Source organism: Mesorhizobium shangrilense (genome assembly GCF_040537815.1).
Taxonomy (GTDB): domain Bacteria; phylum Pseudomonadota; class Alphaproteobacteria; order Rhizobiales; family Rhizobiaceae; genus Mesorhizobium; species Mesorhizobium shangrilense.
In genome coordinates this window covers 5,027,988-5,042,946 of sequence record NZ_JBEWSZ010000001.1, presented here as the reverse complement: position 1 = coordinate 5,042,946, position 14,959 = coordinate 5,027,988, and the positions used below count along the sequence as shown (strand labels likewise).

The following is a 14,959-nucleotide window of genomic DNA, read 5'->3' as shown; positions in this document are numbered from 1 at the left end:
TTCAATGATGCACGGTTCTATCAGTTGGCGTCGATCGCGGTGGCGATGCGGGCGATGGCCTGTTGATAAACGCTTGCGTCATTCCAGCCGGCAATTGCGCCGATATTGGCCTGCGCGCTCGCACCTCTCTGCCAACCATGAGCCTTGAGGAAGTTGGCGGTGGACGCCAACGCAGTGGCCTTGTCGCGCAGGTTTCCGCCGCCCACCCCATACTTCAAGACATTCCCGGGCAGGAACTGCGTGTGGCCGATCTCGCCATGCGCGGCGCCGACCGATGAGGCGCTCAACGCGCCGCGATCGACCAGCTTCAGGGCTGCAATGGCATGCGGGTGAAAGAACTCCGGGCGGCGGCAATCATAGGCAAGTGTCAGAATGGCGGACACCGTATTCTGGTTGCCCATAGCGGAACCGAAGCCGGTTTCCATGCCCCAGATCGCAAGCAGCACACCTGGCGACACACCGTAGGTACTCTCGATCTGATCGAACAGCGCCGCATTCGACTTCTTCAGCGAACGACCCTTGGAAATGATCGCTGCCCCACCCCGGCGCTTCATGAAATCGTCGACCGAGCCGCTGAAGGCCTTGTGGATGCCGCGGTCGACGGAGATCGTCTTTGTCGCGTAGGTGGCGCCAGCCAGGGCGGCCAGCCCCTTGGGGCCGACACCTTCGGCTTTGGCCTCCGCGGCGAACTGCGGCTTCCAGGCATCGAAGCCGGCGCCGGTCTTGCCACAACTGGCCGCCGCCTGGGCGCCTGTCGCCATAGCGAACACCGCCAAGGCGGCGGCCGCAAAAATCTTTCCCTTGGCAAGAAATGCCATCCCTAGTCTCCTGGTTGCCTGAGTCACGTCCCTGAAATCGAATTTGCCAGCGAAACGCTCGCTTGTCACGGTTAAGAAGTCGTTACGCGCCATTGGCGCGCCACGCTGGCGAATGCGAGACCCCTCGCCTACGATCGAGTGCTTATTGTGGCAAGATGTATCGTTGTCCCGGCCTGGGACAAAATGGCGTGAGCGGATCGTGGAACGCCGGCCGATGCCCGGCGTTGGGGCGAAGCGACATGTGCTGCGCCCTTTACGCCGCATCTGGTGATGTGAGATATCGATGAAGCTTTTCGACTGCCCGCATTGCGGCCATCGCCTCTACTTCGAAAATGCCCAGTGCCTGAGTTGCTCCAGCATGGTGCTCTATCATCCCGAGGACGCACGCTTTGTGCTGTCGGGCGTCGACGACATTTTCCAGTGCACCAATGCCGAGGAATGCGCCTGCAACTGGGTCGCTGAACCCGGCCAGGCCTTTTGCCGCGCCTGCGTGCTGAACCAGCTCATCCCGGATCTCTCTGTCGACGGCAACCGTCGCCGCTGGATCCGCGTCGAGGCGGCCAAGAAACGCGCCATCTATTCGCTGCTCGCCTTCGGCCTGCCGGTCGCGCCCAAGCAGAATCCCGGTGACGAGATCGGCCTTGCCTTCGACCTGCTCGCCGATCCGATCGGAGGCGGCCCGGGAGGCGAGCGCATCCTGACCGGGCACGACAACGGGTTGATAACGCTCAATGTTGCCGAGGCCGACTCCGCCGAGCGTGAAAAGCGGCGCGTCGAGATGGGCGAGAATTACCGCACGCTGCTCGGCCATCTCCGCCATGAACTCGGCCACTACTACTGGGATCGCCTGATCCGCGACCAGCCGGAAAGGCTCGAAGCCTTCCGTGCCCTGTTTGGCGACGAGCGCGCCGACTACGAGCAGGCGCTGAAGAACCACTATGCCAATGGCGCGCCGCCAGATTGGCAGCAAAGACACATCTCGGCCTATGCCACATCCCACCCCTGGGAGGACTGGGCCGAGACCTGGGCGCACCACCTGCACATCACCGACACGCTGGAAATGGTGCATGCGCTGAATGTTCCGCTCGGCCGACTGGAGACGGTGGAAGCCCAAGCCTTGCCCCTGGGCGATACGGGCGGCGGACTGCAGGCGGCGCCCTCGGAACCGGCTGCGACCCCCGAACCGTTCGAAAAGATCCTCGCACGCTGGCTGGTTCTGTCCGAAGCCTCCAACTCGATCAATCGCTGCATGGGTTTGCCGGACCTCTACCCCTTCGTCATTTCGGACATCACGGCACGGAAGCTGGCCTTCGTTCACGAGCTTTTGACGCAATGAATGGACGCTGACCTGAGTGATTGCCTGAAAAGCGTCGATCCCGTAGACCGACACTCGAGACTCCAATCCAAGGTAATCGCCAGGGAAGCCGCGTGACGATCGATCCAACCGCCTTCGACCGCTACCGGCAGTCCCCGAACGAATGGACGACCCTGCCCCGCCTGTTGTTTGGCACGGCCATCACCGTCGCGCTCTGGGTCGGCATGACCATTGCCGTCCTGTTTGGCGGCACCTATTTCTATGTCATCTGGCAGGTCTCGATCGGTGGCTCGCCGCTGGCCGGCGGAGCGGTCCAGAATTTCCTCGCTTCACCGCAGGGCATTCTCACCGCGCTCGCCACTTTCTCCGGCATCTGGCTTGGGCTCTGGATTGCCATGCGCTGGGTCCATGGCGAACCGCTGGCCGCACTGGTCGGCGCCAGCCGCCGTGTTTCGCGATCTGGATTCCTCAAGGGATTGGTGGCGGTGCTGATCACGTCGCTGCTGTCCGAGATCCTGCTCTATCTGCTGCAGCCAGAGATCGCGCGCGGCGCCATCAACCTGTCGACCTGGCTCCTGTTCCTGATCCCGATCGTAGCGCTGACCCTGCTGCAGACATCGTCAGAAGAGGCCTTGTTTCGCGGTTATCTGCTGAGAGGCCTGGCCAACCGCTTCAACAGCCCCTTCATCTGGGCGCTGGTGCCCGGGCTGCTGTTCACCTCCCTGCACTGGAGCTCAAGCTCATCAGCGGCCATCAACGCCTGCGTGCTGGCCTCGATCGCGGCTTTCGCGCTGCTGCTGACGCTTCTGGTCTATGCCACCGGCAATCTCAGTGCGGCACTCGGTGCCCACCTCGGCAACAATCTGACCGGATTTCTGCTGATCTCGCATCAGGAGAGCTACAATTCCTTCGCCCTGTTCAATGCCAAGCCGCTGGAAGGCCCCGGCTGGACGACGCTGGATGCGGTACTCATCGCGGGAATCGGCATCGTCTGCAGCCTGCTGACCATCCTGCTGCTGCTGCATCAGCGTTCGCCGCTGAAGGTCGAACCGGACAGGGCGCGGCCCGGCGAAAGCCCGTAAGGCATGCCACTGCCCGGCGCCGCATTTGGCCCGGACCTTGACTCCGCGGCGGATTTCCTGTCTACACGCCCCGAATTCCGCGACGAGTATACCTCCGAGCAAGCCGACCAGGACGCCGAAGCCTCTTTGAGGCGGGTGCTGTAAATAGATCCTGGAGGCCAACACCCGGCAGCGCTGAGCGCCCCCGGGTGCTTTTTGGTTTTGGCTTTTGCTTGGCGACTTGACGCGAACGCATTACCTCTCGGATCGAACCGAACCGAGATCGAAGGACGCAAGATGTTTGAATCGCTTCAGGAGCGCCTTGGCTCCATCCTGAACGGCCTGACCGGCCGCGGCGCGTTGTCGGAGGCTGATGTCTCGGCAGCACTTCGCGAGGTGCGCCGTGCGCTGCTCGAAGCCGACGTCGCGCTGGAAGTGGTGCGTTCCTTCACCGACAAGGTGCGCGAGAAGGCCGTCGGCGCCGCCGTGGTGAAGTCGATCAAGCCCGGCCAGATGGTCGTCAAGATCGTCCATGACGAGCTGGTCGACATGCTGGGCGCCGAGGGCGTTGCCATCGACCTCAATGCGCCGGCTCCGGTCGTCATCATGATGGTCGGCCTGCAGGGCTCCGGCAAGACGACGACTTCAGCCAAGATCGCCAAACGCCTTTCCGAGCGTCAGAACAAGAAGGTTCTGATGGCCTCGCTCGACACGCGGCGCCCCGCGGCACAAGAGCAGCTTCGCCAGCTCGGCGAGCAGGTCAAGGTCGCCACGCTGCCGATCATCGAGGGCCAGTCGCCCGTCGACATCGCGCGGCGTGCAGTTCAGGCGGCAAAACTTGGCGGCCACGACGTCGTCATCCTCGACACCGCCGGCCGCACCCATATCGACGAGCCGCTGATGGTCGAGATGGCCGATATCAAGAAGGTGTCGTCGCCGCACGAAATCCTGCTGGTTGCCGATTCACTGACCGGCCAGGACGCTGTCAATCTGGCGAAGAGCTTCGATGAGCGCGTCGGCATCACCGGCCTTGTGCTGACCCGCATGGATGGCGACGGCCGTGGCGGCGCCGCTCTGTCCATGCGCGCCGTCACCGGCAAGCCGATCAAGCTGATCGGCACCGGTGAAAAGATGGATGGGCTCGAGGAGTTCCATCCCAAGCGCATCGCCGACCGCATCCTCGGCATGGGCGACATCGTCAGCCTGGTCGAAAAGGCCGCCGAAAACATCGACGCCGAACAAGCGGCGGCGATGGCCAAGAAGATGCAGTCGGGCAAGTTCGACTTGAACGATCTCGCCGGCCAGCTTCAGCAGATGTCGAAGATGGGCGGCATGGGCGGTATCATGGGCATGATGCCCGGCATGGGCAAGATGAAGGACCAGATGGCCGCCGCCGGCCTCGACGACAAGATGTTCGGCCGCCAGCTTGCCATCATCTCGTCGATGACCAAGGCCGAGCGCGCCAACCCCGACATACTCAAGCATTCGCGCAAGAAGCGCATCGCCGCCGGCTCCGGCACCGACGCGGCCGAGATCAACAAGCTCTTGAAGATGCATCGCGGCATGGCCGACATGATGAAGGCGATGGGCGGCAAGGGTAAAGGCGGCGGCCTCATGCGCGGCATGATGGGCGGCCTCGCCTCCAAGATGGGCCTCGGCGGCATGATGCCGGGCGGCATGGGGGGCATGATGGGCGGCGGCATGCCGGACCTGTCGAAGATGGATCCCAAACAGCTCGAAGCCCTGCAGAAGCAGGCGCAGGCGGCCGGCCTCGGCGGCATGAAGGGTTTGCCCGGCCCCGGTGGCCTGCCCGGCGGCAGTGGCCTGCCCGGTCTGCCCGGCGGCATGAAGCTCCCTGGCCTGCCCGGCGGCGGACTGCCCGGGCTTGGGAAGAAGAAGTGATGAGGCAAGAAGAAGTGAGGACGCGATGAACGAAGAAAAGGACATGGCCGACGCACGCACCATCCTGGCCGGCTATCGCGCTTCGATCGACAATATCGATGCAGCGCTCATCCATATGCTGGCCGAGCGCTTCCGCTGCACCAAGGCGGTTGGCGTGCTGAAGGCCGAGCATGGCCTGCCACCGGCCGACCCGGCGCGCGAGCAGCAACAGATCACCCGTCTGCGCCAGCTGGCAAAAGACGCCCATCTCGACCCGGATTTCGCGGAAAAATTCCTCAACTTCGTCGTCCGCGAAGTGATCCGTCACCACGAACAGATCGCCGCTGCCAACGGCGTGACGAAAACCGGCTGAAGCTGGTGCATGTCTCCCAACGACTTGCATAGAGACAAAAGCCGAAACCCATCAACGAAATCAGAGCTTTTAGGAGAAAAGAAATGGCACTGAAGATCAGACTGGCCCGTGCGGGCTCGAAGAAGCGTCCTTACTACCACGTCGTCATCGCCGACGCGCGTTCGCCGCGCGACGGCCGTTTCATCGAGGCGCTCGGCTCGTGGAACCCGCTGCTGCCCAAGGACGGCGAACGCATCAAGGTCGACGCCGACCGCGTCAAGCATTGGCTCTCGCACGGCGCACAGCCGACCGATCGCGTTCTGCGCTTCCTTGATGAGGCCGGCATCGTCAAGCGCGAAGCCCGTTCCAACCCGAAGAAGGCAGAGCCGGGCAAGAAGGCGCAGGAACGCGCCGCCCTGCTGAAGAAGGCGCAGGAAGATGCCGCCGCCGCTGTCGCCGCCGCATCGGCTGCTCCGGCGGAAGCCACCGCCGAGTAATCCAGTTTCTGGATGCTTCTACGAAAACGGCGGGCCTATGCCCGCCGTTTTGCTATTTCGGGCAATGCCATGGTGGCATTTGCATTTGTCATCCATCTGGCCTTTTTTGTTGTCCAGCATCGCGGAATCTGATTTTCCAGCGGATGGAGCCAGATGGACGAACGGGGAGTTACCGAGGAAATCCTTTCCGGCAACGTCGCCGGAAAGCTGTTGCGATCCCCGGATGCCACGACAGGCGTCGTGGTGTTGAGCGGATCGAGCGGCCGTGTCGACATTGCCCGTGCACGGTTGTTCGCTGGCGAGCGTGCCTCTGCCCTGGCCCTCCAGTGGTTTGGCGGCGAAGGCCAGGTGCCGGGAATATGCGAGATCCCCCTGGAGACGTTTTCGGCCGCAACCGACTTTCTTGTTGGACTGGGATGCCGACGCATCGTCTACGTAGGGACGTCCAAGGGTGCCGAGGCATCATTGCTTGCGGCCACTCATGACCCTCGCATCGACGCCGTGGTTGCGATCAGCCCAACATCGGTCGTTTGGGGGAATATCGGGCCAGGCCGCGATGGCATCCGTTGGCCAGAACGATCTTCATGGACGCTCAAGGGACTTCCCTACCCGTTCGTGCCAACCGACCCCGATTGGAGCAAGGAGTATGTCGACGGTCTCGTCTCCTACAGGGGGCTTTTCCAGCACTGCCTGAAAATCTTCAAGGATGAGGCGAGCAAGGCCACCATTCCCGTAGAAACAGCGGTTGCCGAGATCGTGTTGGTTGCAGGTGGCGATGACGCGCTGTGGCCGTCCCTGGATTTTGCCGAGACGATTGTCCGGCGTCGAAAAGATGCGGGAAAGACCACGCGCCTCGTTTCGGCGCCCGACGCGGGCCACCGAATTCTATTGCCGGGTGAAAACACCTCGCGGTCGGGATCGCATGCCCATGGTGGCAATGATCCCGCCGATGCAAGCCTGGGCCGGCAAGCTTGGGGATATATCCGAGACCTGCCTTAGCCTCACATGAAAACGGCGGGCCTGTGCCCGCCGTTTTGCTATTTCGAGTTCATTTCCGATGGTTGCCCGATCAATAGCCGCGCGGGCAGTGGGCGATGTAGGTACGACCGTCGCGACCGCGATAGCGGCATTCGCCGGGCTCGGTTGCCCGGCCGATCAGTGCGCCGGCGACGGCACCAACAGCACCGCCGATCACAGCGCCTTGAACCGGATTTCCAGCCACTGCCGCACCGACCGCCGCGCCACCCAGGCCACCAACGGCCGCGCCCTGTTCCGTTCGCGAGCAGGCCCCGAGCGGCACCAGCAAGGCCATCAAAAGCATCATTGTCTTCATTGTCGTTCCTCTCCAGCGGGAAACAGCTCCACACGCCCAGCGCCAACAACGCACCAGTTGCGAATTTGATCCGCCCGGAGCAGCAATCGTTCGCCGTGAAGTTTCACTTTTCGGCCAGGCTCTTCATATTGGCGAGGCCAATCTCGAAATCCCTGCCGATCAGCGTATCGAAATTCATGAACACACCCATCAGCTTGGCGATGAAAGGCCGGCTGCCGCGCATCGCCCAGGTGACGGCGGTGCCGTCGCCAGACGGCGTGAGGGTGAAGTCGACCATATTGTTGGCCCTGAACGGTTTTTCGAAATCGAGCTTTAGCGATACCAGCGAGGACGGCGCCGAATTGATGATCTCCATGCGCCCCTTTCCGGCCTTGCCGTTGCTCTCCCAGGCATAGGCAGCCCCCTTGCCGCTTTCGGCGCCGGAGAGCGTGCGCTTCATGTCCGGGTCGAGCTTTTCGTAGGGCGACCATGTCGGCCAACGGCTGAAATCGTTGATCAGCGGAAAGATCGCTTCCGGCGGTGCCTTGATGTTGGCCGTGCGGGTGGTGACGAAGTCGTTCGGCCGTGTCGCGGCGTAGATGAGCAAGGCAGCGATCAGGACAAGCAGGACGACAGCAAGAGTGATGAACATCTTTCTATCCTTCGATCTTAACGGGAGAACGGGATCAGCGCGCGCACCCTGGGGTCGCGCAGGAACAGGCCGCCCCACAGGATGATGCCGAGATAGACACCGAACAGCGTGTGCGAAAACAGCGGACTGCCGATGCGCATATGGGTGGCGATGGCGCCGCCCATATAGGCAGTGAGCAGGATGGCGCCGAGCACCGACGTGCGCGGCACCGCGTAAAGCGCGGTCGAGATCAATCCGATGACGCCGAGCAGCCGAGCGACATTGGCGTCAGCGGGCCAGCCGATCTGCGTCATGGTCTGGGTGACGACATCGAGCGGCGGCAGTTTGATGACGCCGTCGAAGATCATGAACAGAACGATGAGGCCGCTCAGCACGCGGCCGGTCCACAAGGCGCCGGACGAGACCGGCGCGGTCTGGGAAATGGTCATGGGTGTTTCCTCTGGTTGTCTGGCCGAGCATTTCGCCAGGGTTGAGCCAAGGACGTGGCACGCGGCGGCAATCCGACACGCCATGGATTCTTTTTGACAGCCCGGCACGTCATGCCGCCGCGCCGGGCAAGTCAGGGTTCAAAGCGTCCCGAGATAGGCTTCCAGGCGCGCATAGCTTGCGGCGACCATCTGGCCAAAGCCCATCTTCACCGCCATGTCACGGGCACCAATCGAATTGGCGCGGACATTGGCGATAATCCGCGTCCTGCCGCCGATGTCCTCGAACAGGATCGTCGTCACCATCTCCGCCGGCGGCAATGCATCCTGCCATTGGCTGCGGTCGAGCGGCGCGTCGCGATAGACGATCCGCTCCGGCGGCGCGATCTCGAGATAGATGCTGTTGGTCGGATACTCGCTGCCGTCGGCGAAACGCATGGTCAGGCGCCATTCGCCGCCCGGCCGCACATCCATCTCGCAAACCGGATAGGTGGACCCTTCCGGTCCCCAGAAACGCACCAGGTGATAGGGATCGGTGAACAGCTTGAACATCAGTGTGCGCGGCGCATCGAACGTCCTGGTGATGATGATCACCGGATCGTCGGACGGAAGGTCTATCGATTGATCTGTCATGACTTCCCCCTTTGTGTTGCCTTTGTTGGTCGGCATGATTTTGAGGCTTACGGGTGGCCGGTCCGGCCGGCCTCAGCTTTGGCTGCCGCCCGGTTCTCCCTTCTGCAGCGCCTGCAGATAGGTTTCGAGCCGGTCAAACCGGGCGTCCCACAGCACGCGGTAGGTTTCCAGCCATTCATCGATGGCGCGCAACGGCTCCGGCTGCAGTCGGCGTGGCCGGAACTGCGCGTCGCGCCCGCGTGCCACCAGGCCCGCGCGCTCCAGCACCTTGAGATGCTTCGACACCGCCGGAAAACTCATGGCGAAGGGTTCGGCCAACTCCGTCACCGAGGCCTCGCCAAGCGACAGCCGCGCCAGGATGGCACGCCGGGTGGGGTCGGCAAGCGCCGCAAGGGTCAGGCTGAGGCTGTCGGTTGCCATGCGCATCAAACCAAGTGGTTATGTAACCTTCTGGTTTGATAAGAGAGAACAACAAACGAGTCAAGTGCCGGGCGGGAGCCGGCCCTTGCCTCGAATTGATCAGGAGAAATAGAACTTCTCGGCCGCAATCATTTTCGGCGGCGTCTCGCCCAACGCCTCGAACACCGAGATCTCGCAGACGCGGCACAGGCCATCGAGGGCAAGGTCGTTGGCCTCGGTGCCGAACGGATCCTCGAGCTCCTCCGAAAGCGCGTCGAGGCCGAAGAATGTGTAGGCGATCAGCGCGGTGAACAGCGGCGTCGCCCAGCCGGTGGTCGAGATGAGGCCGATGGGCAGGAGCAGGCATACGATGTAGGCCGTGCGATGCACCAGCAGCGTGTAGGCAAAGGGCAATGGCGTGCCGGCGATGCGCTCGCAGCCGGCCTGGATGGCTGATATCGATGCCAGCCTTTCATCCAGGATGCGAAAGCCGATCGGATCGAGTTCGCCAGTCCGGCGCTGCGCGTTGGCGCGCCGGCCCATGCGCCTGACCATCTCGTCCGCCGGATTGGCGAAGGTCGCGGCCGTCTCTGCTTCGGCATCGATGAAGGCGCGGGCGTCCTTGATGCTGTCGATCTTGCGCAATTGCCCGCGCAGGAAATGGCAGAAGGCGAGCGACTCCATGAGCAGGGCCCGCTGTTCGGCCTGATCGGGGATGAGGCTGGTCGTGGCGCGCGCCAGATTGCGTATCTCGAAGACCAGTGCGCCCCACAGTTTGCGCGCCTCCCACCAGCGGTCGTAGGCGGCGTTGTTGCGGAAGGAGAGATAGATCGACAACGTCACGCCCACCAAGCCGAAAGGCGTGATGTTGAAGACGCTGAAATCGAGATGGAACTGGCGTGCAACGACGAGAATGACCGCGGAATAAACAGCAAAACCCAGGATCTGCGGCAGGATGCGCGGCACCACCGAACCGCGCATGACAAAGAACAGCTGCAGGAAGGTGGGGCGCGGGCGAACGATCATCGAGAGCCTTTCACGGACCGGCGCTGGTCCTGAACCACATCTATTGTGCGATGCGATCGATGCGCAAGCGCAGCCGTCAACGACACCGCCATGTCGTGCGCGCAACGAACCGGACGGACTATCGGTGGGCAGCCGGCACCGATATTGAAGGCATGGCAGCCACGCTTGGAAGGCTGCGACCGTCTCCGTGACAACTGGCCGTCGAGGAAAACAATGACCGGCGAGACCGATCTGAAAAAGCTGCTGGGGTCGATGACACCCGAATTGCTCCCTGACGTATATGTCTTCGCCACGCTGGCGCCGGGCGTTGCTCAACCAGCAGGCCTCGTACCGATGATGCTGTTCCGCGAACGCGAAGGCATCACGCTCATATTGCGCGAGGAAGACGCGAATGCCGCCGGCCTGAACGTGGCATTCCGCTGCCGCATGGTGACGTTGGACATCCACTCGTCGCTGGAAGCGGTCGGCTTCCTCGCCGCCATCACCACGCGATTGGCCACCGCCGGCATGGGCGTCAACCCAGTCTCGGCCTTCTACCACGACCACCTGTTCGTCCCCGCCGACCGGGCGGAGGAGGCGATGGAGCTGCTGCGGGAGCTGGCCGAGGATAGTGCCGGCTGAATCAGCGCCCGCGAACATAGAGAATGTCGGGCAGGCCTTCCTCATTCTTCGTGCCGTCGCCGAAGGACTCCGCACGGAACCCATGGCGCTCGTAGAAGCGCTGGGCATCGGTGTTGGACTGAAAGCAATGCAGTTTCACGACCGGCAGGGAAGCAGTTGCATCCTTCAGCAATCGGCTGCCGATGCCTTGCCCGGTCCAGGCGGGATCGAGATAGAGCTGCTCCACCCACTCGCCGCTGACGGCGATGAAGCCGACAATCTTTTCGCCGGTCTGGGCGACTGTCACCTGCTGCCGTGGCAGCACGATATCACGGATGAAGGCGAGATCCTCGGCCGGCGTGTGGATGACCGGCATCCAGTCGAACGAGCCAAGTGCTGCCCGCATGATTTTTGCGATAGCAGCGGCGTCCGAGCCGATGGCCGGGCGTAGCAAGACTTTGGCGGTATCGCTCATGGTCGTTTCACATCAGAGGCGGTGCTGCCCCTCATCCGCCTGCCGGCACCTTCTCCCCGTAAACGGGGAGAAGGAATGCTTCGGCCGAAGGCCGAGCCCGCGACCGCAGCGGCGATACGGCCCCGTGAGCGAGAACCAGAAGGCCGTCAGGCCGCCTTCTTCTTCGGCTGGATCAAGCCGCGCTCGACCAGCAGCTCGGCGATCTGCACCGCGTTGAGGGCCGCGCCCTTGCGCAGATTGTCGGAGACGATCCACATCGACAGGCCGTTGTCGATGGTCGAATCCTCGCGGATGCGCGAGATGAAGGTGGCGTCCTCGCCGGCCGATTCCAGCGGCGTGATGTAGCCGCCGTCCTCGCGCTTGTCCAAGACCTGGCAGCCCGGCGCTTCGCGCAGGATGTCGCGCGCCTCGTCAGCGGTGATCGGCTTCTCGAACTCGATGTTGACAGCTTCCGAATGGCCGATGAACACCGGCACGCGCACGCAGGTCGCCGTCAGCTTGATCTTGGGGTCGAGCATCTTCTTGGTCTCGGCCACCATCTTCCACTCTTCCTTGGTGGAGCCGTCGTCGAGGAAGACGTCGATATGCGGAATGACGTTGAAGGCGATGCGCTTGGTGAACTTCTTGACCTCGACGCTGTCGGCGACGAACACGGCACGCGTCTGCGTGAACAGCTCGTCCATGCCTTCCTTGCCGGCGCCCGACACCGACTGGTAGGTGGCGACGACGACACGCTTGATGGTGGCGAAGTCGTGCAGCGGCTTCAGCGCCACCACCAGCTGCGCCGTCGAGCAGTTCGGGTTGGCGATGATGTTCTTGCGCGTGAACAGCGAAATCGCGTCCGGGTTCACTTCCGGCACGATCAGCGGCACGTCCTGGTCGTAGCGGAAGGCCGACGAATTGTCGATGACGACGCAACCCTGCTTGCCGATCTTGGGCGACCATTCCTTGGAGACATTGCCGCCGGCCGACATGATGCAGATGTCGGTGTCGGAGAAATCATACTGGTCGAGTGTCCTGACCTTCAGCGTGCGGTCGCCGAACGACACTTCGGTACCCTGGCTGCGCCGCGAGGCGAGCGCCACCACTTCGTCCACTGGAAAGCCGCGCTCTTCCAGTATGTTGAGCATTTCCCGGCCCACATTGCCCGTGGCGCCTACGACTGCAACCTTGAAACCCATCGAAAAATCTCCTGTCCCTCTCCGCTCGTTTTTGGAGAAACCCGCCGGCCGGTGCGGGTCTCGCCCCCGGGCCGGACCCGGGGAGAGGGCGAGCAGGCCAAGGGAGATCAGACCGTTTTAGTGGTCGTTTTGGCCGTGATTTTGGTCGAACGCAGGCAAACAGCCCTCACTTCGCCGGAAACCATGCTGCCATGGCCGGGGAAGTCGAATGCAAAAGGCGCCATTGGGAGGCCGCGCATCGAAGCTGTCCTGTTCGGAGCCGGCTTTTACGCGGTTTGCCAAAAGAGTCAATCGCGCCGCGCGCAAGGTTTACGCGCATGCCCTGTACAATGGCGGCCGCGCGAAGTAGGAACGGCGGAATTGTTTTGGCTGGCAGCGCGCCTGGCCTCGGCAGGCGCTCTCCGATGGACGACCCATCGCCGGGCGCGCAGGCCCCCGAAATCCGAAAGACGAAGATGATCAAGGTTGATGGCATTGTCCCAGCGCTGGCAAAGGCGCTGGAAAAACGCGGCTATTCCGAACTGACGCCAGTTCAGAAGGCTGTTCTGGCCCCGGAACTCGGGCAAGCCGACGCGCTGGTTTCGGCGCAGACCGGCTCCGGCAAGACGGTGGCCTTCGGCCTTGCCCTGGCGCCGACCCTTCTCGATGGCGCTGAGCGCTTCTCCCAGGCCGCCGCACCCCTGGCGCTGGCCGTGGCGCCGACCCGCGAACTTGCCCTGCAGGTGACGCGCGAGTTGGAGTGGCTCTACGAACTGACCGGTGCCACCGTGGCATCCTGCGTCGGCGGCATGGACATGCGCAGCGAGCGGCGCGTGCTGGAGCGCGGCGCCCATATCGTCGTCGGCACGCCCGGCCGCCTGCGCGACCATATCACCCGGCACTCGCTGGACATGTCGGCGCTGAAGGCCGTGGTGCTCGATGAGGCCGACGAGATGCTCGATCTCGGCTTTCGCGAAGACCTGGAATTCATTCTCGACGCAGCCCCGGCCGAACGCCGCACGCTGATGTTCTCGGCCACCGTGCCGCGCTCCATCGCAACGCTGGCCCAGGGCTATCAGCGCAATGCCGTGCGCATTTCGGCCGCCGGCGAGGAAAAGCAGCATCTCGACATCGAGTATCGAGCGCTGAGCGTCGCGCACCCCGATCGCGAGAACGCCATCATCAACGTGCTGCGCTATTACGAAGCGAAGAACGCGCTGGTGTTCTGCAACACCCGCGCCGCCGTCAACCATCTGACCGCGCGCTTCAACAACCGTAACTTCTCTGTGGTCGCGCTCTCGGGCGAGCTCAGCCAGAACGAGCGCAGCCATGCGCTGCAGGCGATGCGCGACGGCCGCGCCAAGGTCTGCATCGCCACCGACGTGGCGGCGCGCGGCATCGACCTGCCCAATCTCGAACTGGTTGTCCATGCCGACCTGCCGACCAACCCGGAAACACTGCTGCATCGCAGCGGACGAACCGGGCGCGCGGGACGCAAGGGCGTCAGCGCGCTGATCGTGCCCAACAGCGCCCGCAAGCGCACCGAACGTCTCCTGCAGAACGCTGGCCTCAAGGCAACGTGGGCCGCCCCGCCTTCGGCCGACGACGTGCTGCGCCGCGACGACGAGCGTATCCTTGCCGATCCGACCTTCAGCGAACCGTTGAAGGACGACGAGCGCGGTTTTGTCGGCGAGCTTCTCGAACGGCACGGCGCCGAACAGGTGGCGGCGGCCTTCGTGCGGCTGTGCCGCGGCAGTCGCTCGGCGCCCGAAGACCTCATGGACGTCGCACCCTTCACGCCTTCGCGTGAGAAACTGGCAGGCGAAAAATTCGCGCACCGCGATGAAGCGCCAAGCCGTCGCGATGATTTCGGCGACAGCGTCTGGTTCTCGGTATCGGTGGGGCGCAGGCAGAATGCCGAACCGCGCTGGCTGATCCCGATGCTGTGCCGCACCGGCGGCATCAGCAAGCGCGAGATCGGCGCCATCAAGATGCAGCAGGAAGAAACCTTCGTGCAGATCGCCGCCGACTGGACCGACCGGTTCCTGGCCGCGATTGGTCCCGACCGCAAGCTGCAGGACAACATCAGGGTCAAGCGGCTGGAAGGCACGCCCGACCTGTCGAGGGCAGGCTATCAGCCGCCGCAGCCGGACAAGAAGCCGCATCGCGGCAAGCGGCCGTTTGACCAGGATGCCCCGAAGCCTAAATTCGAGAAGCGCGCGCCGTCGGCCGACCACCGCCCCGCCGCCGCGAGCGAGGCGACGCCCTGGGCAAAGAAACCGGGCAAGCCTAAATTCGACAAGGCTGGCCCGCCAAAGCACAAGAAGCCGAAGAAGCGGCCGGAGTGACAAGC

17 protein-coding genes are annotated in these 14,959 nt (G+C 63.3%); 8 read left to right on the top strand and 9 right to left on the bottom strand.

The window, feature by feature from the left end:
• Positions 1 to 20: 20 nt before the first annotated feature.
• Positions 21 to 818: a lytic murein transglycosylase gene (locus tag ABVQ20_RS24325; protein WP_354462011.1), complete on the bottom strand. Its 798-nt coding sequence runs from the start codon at positions 816 to 818 to the stop codon at positions 21 to 23.
• 283 nt (positions 819 to 1,101) lie between these two features.
• Between ABVQ20_RS24325 and ABVQ20_RS24320 the strand changes: the two genes are divergently transcribed.
• The 6 genes from ABVQ20_RS24320 to ABVQ20_RS24295 all read left to right on the top strand — a co-directional run bounded on the left by ABVQ20_RS24320 (position 1,102) and on the right by ABVQ20_RS24295 (position 6,923).
• Positions 1,102 to 2,154, top strand: a complete 1,053-nt coding sequence (locus ABVQ20_RS24320; RefSeq protein ID WP_354462010.1) for a zinc-binding metallopeptidase family protein — start codon at positions 1,102 to 1,104, stop codon at positions 2,152 to 2,154.
• 92 nt (positions 2,155 to 2,246) lie between these two features.
• Positions 2,247 to 3,215, top strand: coding sequence for a CPBP family intramembrane glutamic endopeptidase (locus tag ABVQ20_RS24315; protein ID WP_354462009.1), 969 nt, complete (start codon positions 2,247 to 2,249; stop codon positions 3,213 to 3,215).
• Between the two features lie 276 nt (positions 3,216 to 3,491).
• Positions 3,492 to 5,096, top strand: coding sequence for a signal recognition particle protein (gene ffh, locus ABVQ20_RS24310; RefSeq protein WP_354462008.1), 1,605 nt, complete (start codon positions 3,492 to 3,494; stop codon positions 5,094 to 5,096).
• Positions 5,097 to 5,121: 25 nt separating this feature from the next.
• Positions 5,122 to 5,448, top strand: a complete 327-nt coding sequence (locus ABVQ20_RS24305) for a chorismate mutase (protein ID WP_027042804.1) — start codon at positions 5,122 to 5,124, stop codon at positions 5,446 to 5,448.
• Positions 5,449 to 5,531: 83 nt separating this feature from the next.
• On the top strand, positions 5,532 to 5,924 hold the full coding sequence (gene rpsP / locus ABVQ20_RS24300) for a 30S ribosomal protein S16 (protein WP_354462007.1): 393 nt from the start codon (positions 5,532 to 5,534) through the stop codon (positions 5,922 to 5,924).
• A 153-nt stretch (positions 5,925 to 6,077) separates the two neighbouring features.
• On the top strand, positions 6,078 to 6,923 hold the full coding sequence (locus ABVQ20_RS24295; protein ID WP_354462006.1) for an acyl-CoA thioester hydrolase/BAAT C-terminal domain-containing protein: 846 nt from the start codon (positions 6,078 to 6,080) through the stop codon (positions 6,921 to 6,923).
• 70 nt (positions 6,924 to 6,993) lie between these two features.
• Here ABVQ20_RS24295 and ABVQ20_RS24290 read toward each other — a convergent pair whose 3' ends face one another.
• The 6 genes from ABVQ20_RS24290 to ABVQ20_RS24265 all read right to left on the bottom strand — a co-directional run bounded on the left by ABVQ20_RS24290 (position 6,994) and on the right by ABVQ20_RS24265 (position 10,371).
• The gene (locus ABVQ20_RS24290; RefSeq protein ID WP_354462005.1) at positions 6,994 to 7,257 is read right to left on the bottom strand and encodes a YMGG-like glycine zipper-containing protein; all 264 of its coding nucleotides are present in this window, start codon (positions 7,255 to 7,257) and stop codon (positions 6,994 to 6,996) included.
• Between the two features lie 103 nt (positions 7,258 to 7,360).
• Positions 7,361 to 7,888: an SRPBCC family protein gene (locus tag ABVQ20_RS24285; protein ID WP_354462004.1), complete on the bottom strand. Its 528-nt coding sequence runs from the start codon at positions 7,886 to 7,888 to the stop codon at positions 7,361 to 7,363.
• A 17-nt stretch (positions 7,889 to 7,905) separates the two neighbouring features.
• Positions 7,906 to 8,316 (bottom strand): DoxX family protein, encoded by a 411-nt coding sequence (locus ABVQ20_RS24280; RefSeq protein WP_354462003.1) that lies wholly within the window; start codon positions 8,314 to 8,316, stop codon positions 7,906 to 7,908.
• A gap of 138 nt (positions 8,317 to 8,454) precedes the next feature.
• Positions 8,455 to 8,946 carry an SRPBCC domain-containing protein gene (locus ABVQ20_RS24275; protein ID WP_354462002.1) on the bottom strand — a complete coding sequence of 164 codons (492 nt, stop codon included), beginning with the start codon at positions 8,944 to 8,946 and terminating at the stop codon, positions 8,455 to 8,457.
• Between the two features lie 72 nt (positions 8,947 to 9,018).
• Positions 9,019 to 9,366: an ArsR/SmtB family transcription factor gene (locus ABVQ20_RS24270; RefSeq protein WP_354462001.1), complete on the bottom strand. Its 348-nt coding sequence runs from the start codon at positions 9,364 to 9,366 to the stop codon at positions 9,019 to 9,021.
• Between the two features lie 99 nt (positions 9,367 to 9,465).
• Positions 9,466 to 10,371, bottom strand: coding sequence for a bestrophin family protein (locus ABVQ20_RS24265; protein WP_354462000.1), 906 nt, complete (start codon positions 10,369 to 10,371; stop codon positions 9,466 to 9,468).
• Positions 10,372 to 10,584: 213 nt separating this feature from the next.
• Between ABVQ20_RS24265 and ABVQ20_RS24260 the strand changes: the two genes are divergently transcribed.
• Positions 10,585 to 10,992 carry an ACT domain-containing protein gene (locus ABVQ20_RS24260; RefSeq protein WP_354461999.1) on the top strand — a complete coding sequence of 136 codons (408 nt, stop codon included), beginning with the start codon at positions 10,585 to 10,587 and terminating at the stop codon, positions 10,990 to 10,992.
• Position 10,993: 1 nt separating this feature from the next.
• Here the strand turns inward: ABVQ20_RS24260 and ABVQ20_RS24255 are convergent, their stop codons facing one another.
• Both ABVQ20_RS24255 and ABVQ20_RS24250 read right to left on the bottom strand, forming a co-directional pair.
• The gene (locus ABVQ20_RS24255; RefSeq protein ID WP_354461998.1) at positions 10,994 to 11,446 is read right to left on the bottom strand and encodes a GNAT family N-acetyltransferase; all 453 of its coding nucleotides are present in this window, start codon (positions 11,444 to 11,446) and stop codon (positions 10,994 to 10,996) included.
• A gap of 146 nt (positions 11,447 to 11,592) precedes the next feature.
• Positions 11,593 to 12,627 carry an aspartate-semialdehyde dehydrogenase gene (locus ABVQ20_RS24250; protein ID WP_354461997.1) on the bottom strand — a complete coding sequence of 345 codons (1,035 nt, stop codon included), beginning with the start codon at positions 12,625 to 12,627 and terminating at the stop codon, positions 11,593 to 11,595.
• A 455-nt stretch (positions 12,628 to 13,082) separates the two neighbouring features.
• Between ABVQ20_RS24250 and ABVQ20_RS24245 the strand changes: the two genes are divergently transcribed.
• On the top strand, positions 13,083 to 14,954 hold the full coding sequence (locus ABVQ20_RS24245; protein ID WP_354462260.1) for a DEAD/DEAH box helicase: 1,872 nt from the start codon (positions 13,083 to 13,085) through the stop codon (positions 14,952 to 14,954).
• The last annotated feature ends 5 nt before the right edge of the window (positions 14,955 to 14,959 follow it).